The sequence below is a fragment of the Leucobacter weissii genome (assembly GCF_017565745.1).
Classification (GTDB): domain Bacteria; phylum Actinomycetota; class Actinomycetes; order Actinomycetales; family Microbacteriaceae; genus Leucobacter; species Leucobacter weissii.
On record NZ_JAGDYM010000003.1, the window covers coordinates 174,040 to 190,285 of the forward strand.

At 70.3% G+C, this 16,246-nt stretch carries 11 protein-coding genes; 9 read left to right on the forward strand and 2 right to left on the reverse strand.

The window, feature by feature from the left end:
• Positions 1-48 precede the first annotated feature (48 nt).
• Positions 49-564: a hypothetical protein gene (locus tag J4H92_RS01730; protein WP_208095303.1), complete on the reverse strand. Its 516-nt coding sequence runs from the start codon at positions 562-564 to the stop codon at positions 49-51.
• Positions 565-635: 71 nt separating this feature from the next.
• Between J4H92_RS01730 and J4H92_RS01735 the strand changes: the two genes are divergently transcribed.
• From J4H92_RS01735 to J4H92_RS01760, 6 genes are all read left to right on the forward strand, one after another.
• Positions 636-1,250 (forward strand): CYTH domain-containing protein, encoded by a 615-nt coding sequence (locus J4H92_RS01735; protein WP_208095304.1) that lies wholly within the window; start codon positions 636-638, stop codon positions 1,248-1,250.
• Between the two features lie 133 nt (positions 1,251-1,383).
• Positions 1,384-1,581, forward strand: coding sequence for an HPP family protein (locus J4H92_RS01740; RefSeq protein WP_208095305.1), 198 nt, complete (start codon positions 1,384-1,386; stop codon positions 1,579-1,581).
• Positions 1,582-1,624: 43 nt separating this feature from the next.
• On the forward strand, positions 1,625-3,055 hold the full coding sequence (locus J4H92_RS01745; protein WP_208095306.1) for an NAD(P)/FAD-dependent oxidoreductase: 1,431 nt from the start codon (positions 1,625-1,627) through the stop codon (positions 3,053-3,055).
• 103 nt (positions 3,056-3,158) lie between these two features.
• A complete protein-coding gene (locus J4H92_RS01750; protein ID WP_208095307.1) occupies positions 3,159-3,518 on the forward strand; it encodes a cupin domain-containing protein in 360 nt (119 codons plus the stop codon).
• A gap of 141 nt (positions 3,519-3,659) precedes the next feature.
• The gene (locus J4H92_RS01755; RefSeq protein WP_208095308.1) at positions 3,660-5,021 is read left to right on the forward strand and encodes a uracil-xanthine permease family protein; all 1,362 of its coding nucleotides are present in this window, start codon (positions 3,660-3,662) and stop codon (positions 5,019-5,021) included.
• 133 nt (positions 5,022-5,154) lie between these two features.
• A complete protein-coding gene (locus J4H92_RS01760; protein WP_243751875.1) occupies positions 5,155-8,931 on the forward strand; it encodes an AAA family ATPase in 3,777 nt (1,258 codons plus the stop codon).
• A gap of 496 nt (positions 8,932-9,427) precedes the next feature.
• Here J4H92_RS01760 and J4H92_RS01765 read toward each other — a convergent pair whose 3' ends face one another.
• The gene (locus J4H92_RS01765; protein ID WP_208095309.1) at positions 9,428-11,365 is read right to left on the reverse strand and encodes a hypothetical protein; all 1,938 of its coding nucleotides are present in this window, start codon (positions 11,363-11,365) and stop codon (positions 9,428-9,430) included.
• A 218-nt stretch (positions 11,366-11,583) separates the two neighbouring features.
• Here J4H92_RS01765 and typA point away from each other — a divergent pair, with 218 nt between their 5' ends.
• The 3 genes from typA (at position 11,584) to J4H92_RS01780 (ending at position 16,199) form a co-directional block, all read left to right on the forward strand.
• Positions 11,584-13,491, forward strand: coding sequence for a translational GTPase TypA (typA, locus tag J4H92_RS01770; protein WP_208095310.1), 1,908 nt, complete (start codon positions 11,584-11,586; stop codon positions 13,489-13,491).
• 156 nt (positions 13,492-13,647) lie between these two features.
• Positions 13,648-15,528, forward strand: a complete 1,881-nt coding sequence (locus J4H92_RS01775; RefSeq protein ID WP_208095311.1) for a M23 family metallopeptidase — start codon at positions 13,648-13,650, stop codon at positions 15,526-15,528.
• Positions 15,525-16,199 (forward strand): hypothetical protein, encoded by a 675-nt coding sequence (locus J4H92_RS01780; RefSeq protein ID WP_208095312.1) that lies wholly within the window; start codon positions 15,525-15,527, stop codon positions 16,197-16,199. Before J4H92_RS01775 ends, J4H92_RS01780 begins: the two co-directional genes overlap by 4 nt.
• Positions 16,200-16,246 lie beyond the last annotated feature (47 nt).

Sequence of the window (16,246 nt, forward strand, 5' to 3'; positions counted from 1 at the left end):
AGCTAATGACTCAAGATGAGCGCCGTGTAGGAGAAAAATGAGAGTCCCTTAAGAGACCGGGCGGGTCAGCAGTTGCACCCGCTCGGCGAGATAGGACTCCAGGGTCGGCGCGCTCTCGAGCGGAGCCCCGGCGCGCCAGCGCACACGGAGCTCGCCGCCCGAGCGGCCGAGCGGCGAGACCGCTTCCGGCGGCGGCGGAGAGGCGAGATCGAGCGGCATCGCATCGAAGTTGACGGCGGTGCCCGCAGCGTAGCCGCCGCGCAGGGCGGCCCCCGCGATCTCGCGGCGCTCCTCCTGGGAGACGGACTGGTAGCCCGCCCGTCCGCGCTCCGCGGCCCGCGTGATCCGTCCGACCGCGTACAGCCCGCGCTCGGTGCCGAGCAGCAGCACCCCCAGCCGCCACACCTCCCCGAGGGGGCGCAGCACCGCCGGCCGTCGCAGCACGAGCAGACGGCGGCCCTCCGGCACCCAGTCCGCCAGCGCCTCCGGTGGGATGCCCGCATCGCGCAGCCGGCTCCGGGCCTCCGCGCAGGCGCGCCCGGCCCGAGCCTCGACCTCGTCCATGAGCGACAGTGTAGGCCCCGGCGCCCCGCGGTCGTTGCCACCTCGACCGTGCGACCCCTATGCTGAACGCGATGAGCCACAGCGACGCCACCGAGTCCTTCGAGATCGAGCGCAAGTACGAGGTGGGGTCGACGGAGGAGCTGCCCTCCGCCGCGGCGTTCGAAGCGCTCGGCATGGTCCTCGGCGCGCAGGAGCGGTACGAGCTGGAGGCCGGATACTTCGACACCCCGGAGCTGTCGCTCGGCCGGCTGCGGGTCGCCGTGCGGCGGCGGCGCGGCGGAAAGGACGAGGGCTGGCATCTCAAGGAGAAGGGCGACGGCGGCGCGCGCGAACTGCTCTGGCCGTATTCCGAGCAGCCGCCTGCCGGTCTGCGCGCCGAGATCGCCGAGCGCATCGGGGCGCAGGGGTTCGAGCGACTGCGCAGGATCGCGCTGCTGCACACCGAGCGGACGGTCGCGCGCGTCGGGGGCGACTCCGGCGCCGAGCTCGTCGAGCTCGCCGATGACCGGGTCCGCGCGACCAACGAGCTCAGCGGGCGCCGACAGTCCTGGCGGGAGTGGGAGGCCGAGGTGATGCCCGGCGCGGATCCTGCGATCCTCGACCGCATCGAGCCGCTGCTCGCCGCGGCCGGGGCGGCGCGGGTGCGCGGCACCTCGAAGATCCAGCGCACGATGGCCGTCCGCTGACGCGGGAGTCCCCGGACGTCCGCATCCGGAACGCCGCTGCCCGGGTCGGCGGCCGCTCGGCCGCGGGCTCGTGCCCGGGGATCTCCTGGGATCCGCCCATGCCCCGGCCGGGTTCCCGGGATAGGCTGGGGGCATGAACGCGAAGACCCGAGGGGGTCGCACCCCCGAGCCGTCGCCCGAGGCGCGGAGGAAGCAGGTGCTCCTGGGCCTCGCGATCGGCGCGGTCGTCGGGGTGGGGCTCAGCCTGCTCACGCAGTTCTGGCTCTGGCTGCCGGCCGGGCTGGCCGTCGGGCTCGCGACCGGCGCCATCACGAAGCCGCCGACGAAATAGGCGCCGAAGCCCAGCCGACGACGAACCGAGAGTGATAGGGATCATGGAACCCACCGTTTTTGAGAAGAACCGACCGGCGGACGCGATCATCGACGCGTCGCTCGCCGAGACGAGGCTCTCCTGCTTCTGGATCGAGGATGTCGCGGAGCGCGCCGCCCGCTATCCGAGACTGGGCGGTGACCTCAACGCCGACTACGCGGTGGTGGGCGGCGGCTACGCCGGGCTCTGGACCGCGATCAAGCTCAAGACCGAGCACCCCGAGCGACGGGTCGTGCTGCTCGAGGCCAAGCGCGTGGGCTGGGCGGCGTCGGGCCGCAACGGCGGCTTCTGCGAGGCGAGCATCACCCACGGCGAACCGAACGCCGAGGCCCGCTGGCCCGACGAGGTCGACGCGCTTGCGCGCCTCGGGCACGAGAACCTCGACGCGATCGAGCGCTTCGTGACCGAGCACGAGCTCGACGTCGACTTCGAGCGCACCGGGCAGCTGTCGGTCGCCAACGAGCCCTACCAGCTCGACGAGTTCGAGGGGATCGACGCGGCCGACGAGGATCACGTCGTGCTCGACGCCGATGCCGTCCGGGCGCGGATCGACTCGCCGACCTTCCTCGGCGGGGTGTTCTCGCCGCGCGAGAACGCCAATGTGCATCCCGCGAAGCTCGCGGCCGAGCTGGCCCGGCACGCGGCCGAGATCGGCGTCGAACTCCACGAGGAGACCAGGATCACCCGCCTGGCCGGCCGGCCGGACGAGGCGATCGAGCTCGAGACCGCCGAGGGGATCCTCGTGCGCGCCGACAAGGTCGCCCTGTGCACCAACGTGTTCCCCTCGCTGCTGAAGCGGTACGCCTTCCACACCGTGCCCGTCTACGACTACGTGCTGCTGACCGAACCGCTGAGCGACGAGCGGCTCGCCTCGATCGGCTGGTCGGGGCGGGAGGGCCTGGCCGACGGCGCCAACCAGTTCCACTACTCGCGGCTCACCAAGGACAACCGGATCCTCTGGGGCGGTTACGACGCCGTCTATTTCCCGGGCGGACGGATCAAGCGCGAATACGAGGATCGACCGGAGAGCCACCGCAAGCTCGCGAGCCACTTCTTCACCACCTTCCCGCAGCTGGCCGGCGTGAAGTTCACGCACCGCTGGGCGGGAGTGATCGACACCTCGACGAGATTCTGCGCCTTCTGGGGGCAGGCGCACGGCGGACGCGTGCAGTACGTGGCCGGGTTCACCGGTCTCGGGGTGGGGGCGACCCACTTCGCCGCCGACGTCATCGTCGACCGTCTCGAGGGGCGCACCACGGAGCGCACCGAGCTCGAGATGGTGCGGGACGTCCCACTGCCGTTCCCGCCCGAGCCGCTGGCCTCGATCGGCATCAACCTCACCCGCTGGTCGCTCGACCAGGCCGACCACAACAACGGCAGGCGCAACGTGCTGCTGAAGACGCTCGATGCCGTGGGATTGGGGTTCGACTCATGATGCTCTCCGTCGACCGCGATGTTCTCGTGGCCCGTCACCGGGCCACGCGCCGCGGCCGCGCAACGCGCTGCGTTGCTCCGAGCGGCCGGGCGGGGTTCGACTCATGACCGAACTGCTGCCCGGGGGACAGAACGGCGTCGTGCACGGCCGCGGCGCGATCGTGCCGCTGGAGCCCGTGCCCGCCGCGGAGATCGACCACGGCTCCCCCCGGCAGGGGGCGATCGACCTCGGCGCGATCGGCGGAGCCGAGGTCGGCATCTGGGAGCTCCGCGACGGCGCCGTGGTCGACACCGAGATCGACGAACTGTTCGTCGTCATCTCCGGCGGGGCCACGGTCGAACTGCTCGACGAGGGCCGCAGCGTCGACGTGAAGACCGGCGATGTGATGCGCCTCACCGCGGGCACCCGCACGCGCTGGACCGTGGAGGACCACATCCGCAAGGTCTACCTCGCCGCGGAGTAGCCGCCGTCTCCCGCCCGGCCGTGCCGCCGGGGCATGGCCCGCGACGGCGAGGATTGTCGGGACATGCCCTAGAGTCGTATTCGGCGTGCACGCCGGGGGCCGCCCGCGCGAGTGCCGCGGAGGAGTTCAGAGGAGAACCGCATGACCACGACCTGGAGCTGGAAGCGGCACGGCGACGGCCGGAGCGTCCGACCGGACGCGATCGTCCTGCCCGAGGAGCGCCTCAGCTGGCCCAAGACCATCGGCTTCGGCGCGCAGCACGTCGTCGCGATGTTCGGCGCGACCTTCCTGGTGCCGCTCATCACGGGCTTCAGCCCCACGGCCACGCTGTTCTTCTCCGGTCTCGGCACCCTGCTCTTCCTCGTGCTCACCGGCAATCGGCTGCCCAGCTATCTCGGCTCCTCCTTCGCGTTCATCGCGCCGGTGCTCGCCGCGACCGCCGGCGGCGGGGATCTCGCCCGCGCATCGTTCGGCATCCTCGCGATCGGCGTGCTCCTGGCGATCGTCGGCCTGATCGTGCACCGTTTCGGCACCGGCTGGATCAACGCGCTCATGCCGCCCGTCGTGATGGGAGCGATCGTCGCGCTCATCGGCTTCAACCTCGCGCCCGCCGTCCGCAACAACTGGACCGGCGATCCGGCGAGCAACCCGGGCGTCGACCAGGGGCTCTCCTCCGCGGTGGCGCTGGTCACGCTCGCGGCGATCCTGCTCATCACGGTGCTGTTCCGCGGGCTCATCGGTCGTCTCTCCATCGTGCTCGGCATGGTGGTCGGCTACGTCGTCGCCGCGCTCCTGGGCCTGGTCGGCTTCGATGCGGTCGCGGATGCCGCCTGGTTCGGGCTGCCCGACTTCCACCTGCCCGGCAACCCGTTCGCCGATCCCTCCCTCTGGGGCATCCTGCCCGCGTTCCTGCCCGTCGTGCTGGTGCTCGTGGCGGAGAACGTCGGGCACATCAAGAGCGTGGGGCTCATGGTGAAGCGCGATCTCGACCCGGTCACCGGGCGCGCCCTGCTCGCCGACGGTCTGGCGACCACGCTCGCCGGCTTCGGCGGAGGATCCGGCACCACGACCTACGGCGAGAACATCGGCGTCATGGCCGCCACCCGCGTCTACTCCACCGCCGCCTACTGGGTGGCCGGCGTCATCGCGATCCTGCTCGGCTTCTCGCCGAAGGTCGGCGCGATCATCTTCTCGGTGCCGCCCGGCGTGCTCGGCGGCGTGACGGTGGCGCTCTACGGGCTCATCGCCCTCATCGGCGTGAAGATCTGGATCGACAACGGCGTCGACTTCTCGAAGCCCATCAACCAGTTCCCGGCCGCGGTGGCCCTCATCGTCGGCATCGCCGACTTCACGATCGAGCTCGGCACCGTCGTGTTCAACGGCATCGCGCTCGGCACGATCGCCGCGGTCGCCGTCTACCACCTGATGGCGCTGGTCTCGAGGGTCCGCGGCACGCACGAGGTGGCCACCCCCATCCCCGCGGAGGCCGAGCCGCCGAAGTGAGATCCCGGTGAGCGATCCGCTGGGATCCTGCTGAGCGCCGCAGCGAAACACCGCGCGGATTCCGCGATATTCCGCGGTCCTTCCGTAGTGTGGCGGTGTGTGGAGTGTTGATCGACGCCGGAAGCAGGGCGCTATGAGCGAAACGGAGGCCTCGACGGCCGATTCCGCCGCGCCCGCGACCGAGGGGGCCCTGGCGCCGAAGCCCCGGCCCGACGGCTCCGGAACCCCCGAGGCGGCGACCGGCGCCGTGGTCGCGGTCGACTCCTTCGCCGCCGAGCACGAGACCTGGCGCGCGGAGCTGGCCGCGATCGGCGGGCGCAGCCCGCTCACCCACTTCGAGGACCATCCGGCGAACCGCATCGATCTCTCGCACGCGCACCCGGCCGGGCTCCCGCAGTTCATCACGGGCCAGAAGATCCTGCTCTCGGCACTCATCCGCGACGACCTCGCCCTGCGCCAAGCGCGTCAGGCCGCGGCGCGCGTCACGGACAAGGCCATCGAGATGCGCACCGTGCGCGGCCTCGAGACCGTGCACCTCGGCGTCGGCATCGCGAAGTGGACCTTCGAGGGCGAGGACTTCTGCGCCCCCGTGCTGCTGCGGCCCCTGGCGATCCGCCGGTACGGGCGGGATTTCGAGCTGAAGCTCAAGAAGCATCCCAGCGTCAACCCCGAGCTCCTGGCGACGCTGCGCGAGCAGTTCGGCATCGCCGTCAACGCCGCCTCGCTGCTCGAGCTCTCGCAGTCCGAAGGGGTGTTCAAGCCCCAGCCGGTGATCGACCGCCTGCGGCAGATGGTGGTCGGCGTGCCCGGCTTCGTGGTGGAGCCCCGGCTCGTGGCCTCCTCGTTCTCCGGCGTCTCCCGGCGGATGGCGGCGGACGCCCGCACGCTGGACTCCCCGATCCTCGCGGCGATCTGCGGCAGCGAGGTGGCCGCCGCCCAGCTCGACCGCGCCTACCGCCCGGTCACGGCTCCCGCGCCCGACGAGCGCTCGCCCGAGACGGACCATCGCCTGTACGACGCCGATGCCGAGCAGGACGACGTGCTCGCCCAGATCGAGGCCGGGCACTCCATCGTCGTCCGCACCCTGCCCGGAGCGGGCGGCACCCAGACTGCGGTCAACGCGATCGGCGCGCTCGCGCGAGCGGATCGGCGCGTGCTCGTCGTCTCGCCGCGGCGCGCCACCCTCGACGGCGTGGCCCACCGGCTGAACCGCGTCGGCCTGAACGGACTGGCCGTCACCCCCCGCCTGCTGCGACGCAACCTCGTGGAGGCCATCGGCCGCAACGAGACCGCGGCCGCCGAGTCGATGCGCGAGGTCGACGAGGCGCTCCTGCGGCTCCGCGGCGTGCTGACCGACTACCGGACCGCGCTGAACGAGAAGGATCCCCGCTTCGGGGTGTCGCCGCTGCAGGCCCTGCGCGAGCTCACCGGCCTGGCGCTGCTCCCGAACCCGCCCCGCACGGCCGTGCGGCTCGACGATCAGGCGCTCGGCCAGTTGACGCTCGATCGCAGCAGCATCGCCGAGGACATCACCGAGGCGGCCAGGCTCGGCCAGTTCCAGTACGGTCCCGAGGATTCGCCCTGGTACGGCGTGAGCTTCAACACCACCGAGGCCGCGCGATCCGCCTACGCGCTCGCCGTCGACCTCGCCGAGTCGCAGCTGCCGCGGCTGATCTCGATGGCCAACGAGACCATCGAGCAGACCACGCTGCGCCCCTACGAGACGATCGCCGAGCTGGGCGTCTACCTGCGGCTCCTGCTCGGCATCCGCGAGACCCTCGACCGCTTCACGCCCGAGGTCTACGACCGCTCCCTGACCGAGGTCATCGCGGCGCACGCGCCGCGCGGCGGCGAGGAGATGTCGAGCGGAAACCGCAAGCGGCTGCGCAAGCTCGCCCGGGAGTACGTGCGCCCCGGCGTCCACGTGGGCGACATGTACGCGCGGCTGGTGCAGATCCAGCAGCAGCGGCTGCTCTGGCAGCGCTACTCCACGGTGACCGGGGCGCGCCCGCAGGTGACGCTCGGCATCGCCGACGTGGCTACCGCGTTCCAGGCCGCCTACCAGGATCTGGACGAGCTCGACCGGATCCTCGGGCACGAGCACGAGTCCCAGAAGCTCCGCTCGCTGCCGCTCGCGACCCTCGCGAGGCGGAGCATCGACCTCGCCCGGGAGAGCGAGGTGCTGCACAACATCCAGGAGCGCACGGCGATCGTCGAGCGGCTGCGCGCCGCGCATCTCGAGCCGCTCCTGGACGATCTCTCGGCGCGCCACGTGCCCGCGGAGTCGGTGGCCGCCGAACTCGAGCAGGCGTGGTGGCAGTCGGCGCTCGAACGCATGCTGCAGACCAATCAGTCGCTGCTCAGCGCCAACACCGGCGTCGTGGAGCGCCTCGAAGCCGATTTCCGTCTCGTCGACGACGCGCACGCCGGCGCCGGCGGATCCCAGCTCGCGGCGAAGCTCGCGGATGCCTGGCGCGTGACGGTGTCGGACGTGCGGCAGGAGGCCGTCGCCCTGCGCGACATCCTGCGGAGCGGCGGCGTCTCGCTGCGGCGTCTCGCGGAGGACGCCCCGACGCTGCTCGGCGTGCTCGCCCCCGTGTGGGTCATGTCGCCCTACGAGGTGGCGCAGCTGCCGGACGCCATGCGCTTCGACACCGCGATCCTCCTCGACGCCGGAGCCACGACGCTCGCCGAGAACCTGGGCGCCATCCGCCGCTCGCGGCAGGTGGTCGCCTTCGGCGACGCCGTGACGCAGACGCCCGCGCCCTTCGAGATCGCGGTGCGCGCCCCCGGCGCCGAACCGCCCCACCACAGCGACCGCGAGGTGCTCCACGCCCGTTCCGCGTTCGCCCAGCTGGGGCAGGTGCTGCCGGAGCTGGCGCTCACCCGCAGCTATCGCGCCGGCGGCGAGGATCTCACCCATCTGGTGAACACCCGCTTCTACGGCGGGGAGATCGTGTCGCTGCCGTGGGCCGGCACCTTCCTCGGCCACTCGAGCATCAAGCTCGAGATCGTCCCGAACGGGCAGGGCCTGCCGGACCCCCACACGGGCGCGGTGGAGAGCACCGACGCCGAGGTCGAGCGGGTGGTGCAGCTCGTCCTCGAGCACGCGAGCGAGCGCCCGCGCGAGTCGCTCATGGTCATCACCGCCAGCGAGCGCCACGCCGTGCGCACCTACCAGTCGGTGCTGCAGGCCTTCTCGAAGTTCCCCCAGTACCGGGAGTTCCTGCTGGGCGAGCGCGCCGAGCCGTTCGCGGTGCTCACGCTCGAGCAGGCGATGGCCCAGAGCCGGGACCGGGTGATCTTCTCCATCGGCTACGGCCGCACCCCGCACGGGCGTGTGCTCTCGAACTTCGGCACGCTCGGGCGGCCCGGCGGGGAGCGGCTGATCGCGACCGCGATGACCCGCGCCCGCCGCGCCATGACCATCGTCAGCTGCTTCCGCCCGGCCGATCTCGATACCGCGAGGATCAAGCACGGCATGGTCGAGCTGGCCGAGCTGCTGGCGCTCGAGCATCCGGCACCAGAGCCGGACTCGCTTCCGGCCGAGCGTGACCCGATGCTCGGCGAGCTCGCCGACCGGCTCGAGCGCATGGGTCTCACGGTCGCCCTCGACTACCGGGGGGTCATCCCGCTGGCGGCGTCGCTCGGCACCCGCGCCATCGCGGTCGACCTCGACCTCGGCGGCACGGGGCAGAGCCTGCGCGAGGCGCTGCGCCTGCGGCCCTCGGTGCTGCGCCGGCTCGGCTGGCACTACCATCGCGTGCACAGCTTCGACCTCTTCGCGGATCCGGAGCGCGTGGCCCTGCGGGTCGCGGGCATCCTCGGCTACTCGGCTGACGATCCGGACGACGCTGCGGCCGCCGACGCTGTCGACACCGCGGTGCAGCCGACCGGCACGCTCTTCTGACCTGACGATGCTCGCGATGGGTCACTCGTGGTCGTTTTCCCCCGGGCATAAGGGCCGCAAATGACCCATTGCGCGAGGATCGAGGATGATCCGGGGGAGTCGGGGCGCACTCGGAGCGGGGCAGAGGATCGGCGTCGGCCGCGCCGCGCGACGCTGCCCCCGCCCGCGGGGTCGGATCCCGAGCCGCACGACCCGCCCGAGGAGCCGCGCGGGGAGGCGGAGAACGACGCCCGCCTGCGCCAGGACCGCCCGCCCCACTGGGGCTGAGCGCCTGCCCCCGGTCGTTGAGCCTGCCCCGGTCGCTGAGCCTGTCGAAGCGCCCGGGCGGGGTGTGAAGGTGCGCGGGTTGCCGGGCGCGGGGGTGCGCGGGGGATCTCATCCCTCCGGAGCGTCTTCGTCGTGCGGTCGGCAAGCGTACCGCACTCCGAAGCCGCTCATGTGACAAGATCCCCCGCGCACCCCCGCGCCCGGCAGCCCGCGCACCCCCTCGCCCGGGTCAGCGCACCCGCTTCGTCTTCGAACGCGTGGTGTGGGCGAGATAGTTCTTCTTTGTCGCTGTCGCTCGCACCGAAATCTTCTTTCCGCGGTGCGCGGCCTTGACGACGAAGCTGCGCTTGTCGGCTCGCTTGATCTTCTTGCCGTTCGCGTACCACTGGTAGCGGATCTTGCTCGGTCGCGGGGTGAGATTCGGCTTGCTCGCGGTAAGCGTGCGCCCGACCTTCACCGTACCGATGATCGACGGACTCGAGAGCGTTGAGAACGTCCGCAGCACGCGCTTCGCCTTCGTGCGGAACACGACATCCGGCGCACCCACGCTGCGCACTCGCACCTCGAGCACGAGCTTCTTACCGGCGTCCGCGGGTGACAGTGCGATCGAGCGGGCTGTGCCGCTCTCTTTCCCGCTCTTCAACCAACGGTAGCTCACCGACCCGCGACTCCACCTGCCGGGGTGCGCCTTCACGGAGCGGCTGAATGCGCTGCTCACCGCCACGGTGCCGACGATGCGCGGCGACTTCAGTCGCTTGATGCTCGCCGGCTTGGTGCTCGTGTCGTAGAACTGGGCGGTGCCCTTAAGACCAGCCGCGGTCGAGCTCGGGGCGATGTAGAGGATCCGGCTGCCTGCGGCTCCGATGAACAGCGGGGCTCGGACCGACGAGCGTGCCGCGACCTGAAAGGTGGATGCCGCCGTCCCCTGCGAACGCCAGAGCCGGTAGCCCTTGCCGTGCACAAACATGCCACTGCTGTAGTCGCCGCGGGTCATGAAGTGCAGCCGACCGTTGACTACGACAATAGGCAGGTCCTGGGCGACGGCTCCGTTGAGGAGCGAGCCTTGTGATTCTGAATGGAAGCGCGCGGTGCCCTTCGCCGTGCCGTTGCTCACCCAGAGAGATTTCTCTTGACTCGCCTTTCCCCGACCCTCCGAATCCCCGAGGTAGAAGGCGAGCCTGCTTCCGAAGGCGGTGAGGTGGCTGATCCGAGAGGAAGCCGTGCCTGGGGTGAGATCCTTCACGAGCGACACCTTCGTACCGACCGCAGTGTAGAGCTCATGCCCGTGCTTCGCTGTTGTGGCGGTGAAATACAGGGTGTTGCCGACCGCCTGGAACGAGCTGTTGATGAAGGCGCTCGTGAGTGGCGCATTGGTGAAATTCGTGAGCATGCGGGTACCCGTGGCCGTGCCGTCGCTCGTCCAGAGCTGACTGAGCGGGCTCGTCGCAGTGCGACCGGTGAAGTAGACGCGGTTGCCCACCGCCGTGATGCTGTGCGGGTCTACTCCTTGAGCCGTGCCCGGGATCGCGTCGGCAACGCGAACGGTACCGGCGGCGCTGCCGTCGCTGCGCCAGAGTTCGAAGTCGTTGCCCGTCTCGCTCGCGGAGAAGTATGCGTGCGAGCCGGCCGTAGTGAGACCGGAGATCCGATTGATCGCTCGAACCTGCTGGTACTGGGCGGAGGCATCGGCAACGCGGTAGAGGCGATGCGTGTCGACGGTACCCGAGGAATGGTGCACGAAGAGCGTTGAACCGGCGGCGGCGAGCGAACTCGGCGCATGCCCGCCGGTGTTGATGAGCGTCAGTCCCGAGGTGCCGCTGGTGCGGTAGAGCTTCCCGTTCGCCCGAACGTAGAGCCAGGCGTCTGTTGCGGCGATCTGCACGGTCTCGCTTGCGGAGAAGGAACTGCCGCTCCCGGGCGTCAGATCCTGCACCAGCGCCGTGCCGGCCGCGGTGCCGTTGCTGCGCCAGAGTTCCAGCCCTCGTGCCCCGTCGTCGGCGATGAAGTAGAGCTGACCCTTCAGAGTGGCGCTTTGCTGGAGCACGCGAGTGAAGGTCGTCCCCGGTGCGAGCGCCTGCGCATTTTGCGCTCCGGTCTGCTCCGCAGGCTCTTCTGCGTAGGCTGGGGCGACCCCGAGACTCGCCGTGAGCAGCAGGGCGGTGGCCACTGCGATACTTCCGAGTCTTGAGTTTCGGACGATCTCTGCGACACGACTGAACGACATGATGCTCCTTTACGAACGCGCCCCACGAGCCCCGCATGAATGCGGTCAGGTTCCCTACCGACCAGGGGGAAGTTTAGTAGCTCGACTGGGTAGCCCGACAGACCTTTTCATGCCATGTAGAATCGAACGCTGCCTGTTTTCCACTCGTTAGGAACCACCCTATGGCTCTCGCCACCCGCGCAGACCTCCGCAACGTCGCCATCGTCGCCCACGTCGATCACGGCAAGACCACCCTCGTCGACGCCATGCTGCGTCAGACCAACAGCTTCGACGCGCACGCCGACGTCGACGACCGCGTGATGGACTCGAACGATCTCGAACGCGAGAAGGGCATCACGATCCTGGCCAAGAACACGGCCATCACCTACGAGGGCGCGCACGCGACGGGCGGTCCCATCGTCATCAACGTCGTCGACACGCCCGGACACGCCGACTTCGGCGGCGAGGTCGAGCGGGCGCTCTCGATGGTCGACGGCGTCGTGCTGCTGGTCGACGCCTCCGAGGGCCCGCTGCCGCAGACCCGCTTCGTGCTGCGCAAGGCGCTCGAGGCGCACCTGCCGGTGATCCTGGCTGTGAACAAGACCGACCGCCCCGACGCGCGGATCGAGGAGGTGGAGAGCGAGGCGCAGGATCTGCTGCTCGGGCTCGCCAGCGACCTCTCGGAGGATCACCCGGATATCGATGTCGACGCGGTGCTCGACGTGCCGACCGTCTACCTGTCGGGCCGAGCCGGCGCCGCGAGCCACGCCCGCCCCGGCGACGGCGAGCTGCCCGACAACCCGGATCTCGAGCCGCTGTTCGAGACGATCATCGAGCGCGTGCCCGCGCCGCAGCACGACGACGAGCACCCGCTGCAGGCCCACGTGACGAACCTCGACTCCTCGCCGTTCCTCGGCAGGATCGCCCTGCTCCGGGTGCATCACGGCACGATCAAGAAGGGGCAGACGGTCGCCTGGGTGCGGCACGACGGCAGCGTGCAGAACGTGCGCATCACCGAGCTGATGCTGACCAAGGCGCTCACGCGCTATCCCGCGGAGGAGGCGGGCCCCGGAGACATCGTCGCGATCGCCGGCATCGAGGACATCACCATCGGCGAGACCATCGCCGATGCGGAGGACGTGCGCCCGCTGCCCACCATCACCGTGGACGAGCCGGCGATCTCGATGACGATCGGCGCCAACACCTCGCCGCTCGTCGGCAAGGTGAAGGGGCACAAGCTCACGGCGCGGATGATCAAGGACCGCCTCGACCGCGAGCTGATCGGCAACGTCTCGCTGCGCGTGCTCGACACCGGCAGGCCGGACGCCTGGGAGGTGCAGGGCCGGGGTGAGCTGGCGCTCGCGATCCTCGTCGAGAACATGCGCCGGGAGGGCTTCGAGCTGACCGTCGGCAAACCGCAGGTGGTGACCAAGGAGGTCGACGGGAAGACCCACGAGCCCTACGAGCACCTCACCATCGACACGCCGGAGGAGCACCTCGGCGCGATCACCCAGCTGCTCGCCGCGCGCAAGGGCCGCATGGAGAACATGGTGAATCACGGCACCGGCTGGGTGCGCATGGAGTTCATCGTGCCCTCGCGCGGGCTCATCGGGTTCCGCAGCGAGTTCATGACGATCACCCGTGGCACGGGCATCGCCAACGCGATCTCGCACGGCTACGACGCGTGGGCCGGCCCCATCGTGACCCGCAACAACGGCTCGATCGTGGCCGACCGCGCCGGCGTGGCGACCCCGTTCGCGATCATCAACCTGCAGGAGCGGATGACGTTCTTCGTGCAGCCCACCGAAGAGGTCTACGAGGGCATGGTGATCGGCGAGAACTCGCGCAACGAGGACATGGACGTGAACGTCACCAAGGAGAAGAAGCTCACGAACATGCGCTCCGCGACCGCCGACTCCTTCGAGTCGATGACGCCGCCGCGCCAGCTGACGCTGGAGGAGTGCCTCGAGTTCGCGCGCGAGGACGAGTGCGTGGAGGTGACCCCGGACGCCGTGCGCATCCGCAAGGTCGAGCTCGACGCGACCTCCCGGGCGCGCGCCGCCTCGCGGCTCAAGAACCAGGGCAAGTAGGCCGCGCCGGGCCGATACCCGCCGCGATCGTGCTCGGCGTGTCGCCGTTTCTCGGCGGCGGCCGGGTGAACAGAGGGTAATCATTTCCTTGCCGGAAGGAGTTTTTGCCGACACGGGATCGACACCCAGATAACTCTCAGGCTAAGCTACAGAGTTATGGATGAGACCGGGGGTAAGATCTTGCGCGCGCCGAAGGGCGCGTGGCGTCGTTCACTGACCGCTGCCGCAGCGATCGCGCTGCTCGCGTCCGCGCTCACCGTGCCGCTGCACGGGGGAGCCTCGCAGGCCACCGAGCAGGGATCCGAGGATCCGGGCGCCGGCTCCGAGGCGCTCTCGGGCGGAGGCGAATTCGCGCCGGGCGAGCAGCCCACCCTCCTGGGCGTCGCGCAGCCGGACCGCACGATCGAGCTCACGGTGGACGGGGAGCCCGACTTCGAGTACCAGTGGCTGCGGGACGGCGAGGAGATCGCCGGAGCCACGGACCGCAGCTACACCTACGAGCCCGTGCCGGCGGGGGACCCCGAGATCGCGGTGCGGGTGACCGATGCGGGCGACGGGAGCGATGCGGCCGCAGACGGGGCCGAGACGGCCGCGACGCCAGGGGAGCCCGAGACCTCCGGGGACGGCGAGGTCTCCGAGGGCGGCGACGGCGCCGGCGACGGTGAGGAGGACGTCCCCTCGGAGTCGCTCGACGGCGCCGCGGCGGACGGAGCCGAGCGCCCCTGGGTGGTGCTCTCCGCGAACACGGCGCAGCTCGCGCCGACGATCGCCGACGCCTCGGGCGCGCCCGTCGTGTCGGGAGTGATCCGGGTCGGGCAGGTGCTCACCGCGCAGTTCGAGGCGAGGCCCGGCTACGAGCCCACCTTCCGTTGGCTCCGCAACGGCGAACGTCGCAAGGATGCGGCGTCGATGCGAGAAGCGTACACGATCAGATCCGCGGACCTCCTCAGCGAACTCAGGGTCGAGGTGACGCAGACGTCGTCGTCGGGCGCCAAGATCGTCGGCACCTCCGCGCCCACCCCGCTGGTCAGCCAGGGCATCCTGCCCAAGCTCTCTCCGCGCATCTCCGGGCTGATGAAAGTGGGCGAGCGGCTGACGGTCACGACGGCGAAGCCGAGCCTGAACACCGCGCTCAAGATCAACTGGCTGCGCGACGGGAAGATCGTCAGCAGCCGGACGGGGACCAGCTACCTGCTCACGCCGAGCGATCTCGGCAAGCGCATCAGCGTGCGCGTCTCGCAGTCGAAATCCGCGTACGCCCCCGGTGTGGAGACCTCGGCGAGAACCCCGAAGATCACGATCAAGGGCACCCTCGCCAGCACGAAGCCCAGGATCACCGGCACCGTGCGGGCCGGGGCCACGCTCAAGCTGAAGCGCGGCTCCTGGACCTCGGGCACCAAGTTCACCTATCAGTGGTACAGCGGGGGCAAGAGGATCCCGAAGGCGACCAAGTCGTCGCTGAAGCTCACGAAGGCCCACAACGGCCGGCTGATCCGCGTCAAGGTGACGGGCAAGCGGACCGGGTTCTACGACAAGGCCGTGACGAGCGAGCCGGCGTCGATCAAGGGACTGCGCGGGCCGAGGAACAAGAACGGATGGGCCTGGCCGACCGACACGCGGAAGTACGGCTACGGCTACCACGACGGCTACTCCGTCGACATCAATTCGACGGCGGGCGGGCCGATCTATTCGCCCTACACCGGGGTCGTGGTGAAGGTCGGCGGAGACGGCGGCGGCGTCCCCTGGGTATGCGTGGTGAACCCCGGCTGGTGGCGGGGAGAGAACCAGACCGTCATCATCCGGCACAAGTACAAGGGCAAGACGCGGTATTCGAGCGTGAACCACGTCGCCCGGGGATCCAGCAAGGCACTGGGCATCAAGGCGGGTGCGAGGATCAAAGCGGGGCAGCAGATCGCGACGGAGGGCATGAGCGGCTGCACCTCGGCGCCGCACAACCACTTCCTCATCAAGAAGAGCGTCGGAAACTACTGGGGCGACGTGAAGCCCGAGACCTACATCGGTAAGCCGCGCCGATGACGAGGAAGACCTGGATCATCGCCGGGGCGACGGTCGCCGTCGCGGTGCTGGCGACCGCCGGAGCCCTGCTGTGGTGGTCGACGGCGAACACCACGAACCCCGAGGAATCGCCGGTCGTCGCGTCCGGGACCGAGCAGGGGGCCCAGGCGGGAAGCGGCTCCGACGGGCACGACCACGACGAGGCGCACGTGCACGCGGTCGAGGAGACCGGCCCGGAGGTGTGGCGTGAGCGCAGCGAAGAGGGAGAGTACCTCGACATCCTGGACACGCCGGAAGCCTTCCTCGAGCGGGGGCTGGGGCTGGCCGCGGTCTGGGTGACGTTCGACAGCCGCGAGACCGATGCGGCCCGCGAGCGCCAGCTCGCGCCGCACATCGAGAACCCCGCCGACTGGACGGCTCTGCCGGAGGAACTGCTCCACCCGCAGCGGAGCGGCGCCGGAGATGCGACCCGCTACACGGTGGCCGAGGTCGACGGCGCGCCGAGCATCAACGAGAGCTGGACGTTCAGCGCCGACGGCTCCCACAGCGTCTCGGTCGATATCCCGTTCACGGTGCGGTACTTCGGCGACTCGGCGTCTCGGAAGCCGCTCGCGGAGACCTGGAACTGGACCTTCGAGTTCGACGAGTCGGGCGAGCTGACCGGGGTCGACGGCCCGGAGACCGACCTGTAGCGGCCGGGTCCGAACGCCCGCGGCGAGGACGCGGCGCGAGCGGGTGC